Source organism: Paraglaciecola sp. MB-3u-78 (assembly GCF_002835935.1).
Taxonomy (GTDB): domain Bacteria; phylum Pseudomonadota; class Gammaproteobacteria; order Enterobacterales; family Alteromonadaceae; genus Paraglaciecola.
The window spans coordinates 1-1,750 of sequence record NZ_PJCF01000027.1 but is presented as its reverse complement, the minus strand read 5'-3'; the positions used below and the strand labels follow the sequence as shown (position 1 = coordinate 1,750).

1 protein-coding gene is annotated in these 1,750 nt (G+C 43.4%); it reads left to right on the top strand.

Annotated elements, in window-relative coordinates; all coding sequences use genetic code 11:
* The first annotated feature begins 103 nt into the window (after nt 1-103).
* Nucleotides 104-1,741: an IS1634 family transposase gene (locus CXF95_RS26110; protein WP_101197715.1), complete on the top strand. Its 1,638-nt coding sequence runs from the start codon at nt 104-106 to the stop codon at nt 1,739-1,741.
* Nucleotides 1,742-1,750: the final 9 nt, after the last annotated feature.

Genomic DNA, 1,750 nt, shown 5'->3' with positions numbered 1-1,750 from the left:
CTGACATTGATCAGACCAAATTGAATAATTTCTATTTATAATATTTCCCACAAGATCGCGGGTTTAGTACAATATCACCTCAACTTTTGAGGGTGAAATCACAATGAAAATCAAACGGTTAGACCACCATGGCATTGTTGCTGGCGTTATCGACGACTTAAACATGGTGCCTTTGTTAGATAAGCATTTGCCGCAAGATGATCTTCAAGAAATTAGCCCGGGCGAGGCGATAAAGGGCATGATAATGAATGGCCTGGGGTTTTGTAATCGCCCTTTGACGCTTAGCCCTCAGTTTTTTGCCAATCTCCCGATGGAGCATCTATTTCGTGAAGGCGTTGAGGCATCTCACTTTAATCGCCATAAACTAGGCCGAACACTGGACCAATGTTATGACTTTGGTTGTGAAAGTCTGTTTTCCTTGGTATCGCATCAGGCCTGCGAAATAGAGGCTGTAGATTGCCAGTTTAAATCCCTTGATACCACAAGTCATTCGTTAACCGGCGAGTATGCGCATGATGAGGAAGGCTGTGACGAGCATGTTATCAGAATTACACACGGTCATAGCAAAGCGCATCGCCCTGATTTAAAACAAGTTGTACAAGAAATGATTGTCAGTCAAGACGGAGGAATACCCTTGGCCGTTAAAAATTGGGATGGTAATAGCGCTGATACAAAAGTGTTTAAAGAGCGCGCTAAGGCGCTGGTCAAGATGGTGAAAACTGCGCCCAAGCCTAACTACTTGGTCGCTGACTGTAAGCTTTACCATAAAGACAATGCTGAGTTCTTATCGCAACTGACGTTTATTACGCTTATCCCGTCCACTATTAAACTAGAAAAAACACTCATTACAGAAGCCCTAACTGCGCAAGAATGGACGACTATTGATGACAACTACCAGTACACAGTGAATGAAGTAGAGCACATGGATATTAAACAGCGCTGGATAGTCGTCAATTCAAAAGCCGCAGGTGAGCGTGCAACAAAAACGATTGGCAGACAAGCCGACCGCGCCAAGGAAAAATTAGACAAAGAGTTATTTCATTTGCAAGCCCAGCGCTTCACTTGCAAAGAGGACGCACTGAAGTCGTTGGCCGCGCTTAACAAGCGACAAAAGTATCACCAACTGACTGAGCTTAACTGCATAGCACACAAGGTTTACGAGGGAAAAGGCCGACCTAAAAAAGATGCACCAGTCAAACAAATTGTATGGCAAACGAGCGCGGTGGTTGAGCTAAATGATAAAGCAATTCAACATGCTATTGAACAAAAATCATGCTTTATACTCGCCACAAATGCCGACGAAAAAGCGCTATCACCTGAGGGAATTCTGCATCATTACAAGGCGCAATCGGTGGTAGAAAGAGGGTTTAGATTCCTAAAAGACCCACTGTTTTTTGTGTCATCCTTGTTCATCAAAAAGCCTAGTCGTATCGACGCATTGTTAATGATCATGACCTTATCTTTATTGGTTTACTCAATCGCGCAACGACGCATGCGCGCGAGCATGAAAAAAGCCAATGAAACCATCCCAAACCAGATTAACATACCCTCTGCTACCCCCACACTGCGCTGGGTGTTTCAATGCTTCGAGGGTATCAACCTCGTTCAGCCTGAAGAAACCTATGATAAAACAAGCACTTACTTAGATGGATTCGATAAACTAAGGACAAAAATCATTAATTTGATTGGAGGCCATTCGCTGCATTTGTATAATATTCAAAAAAGTAGCGTGGGGGTCTGATCAATGTCA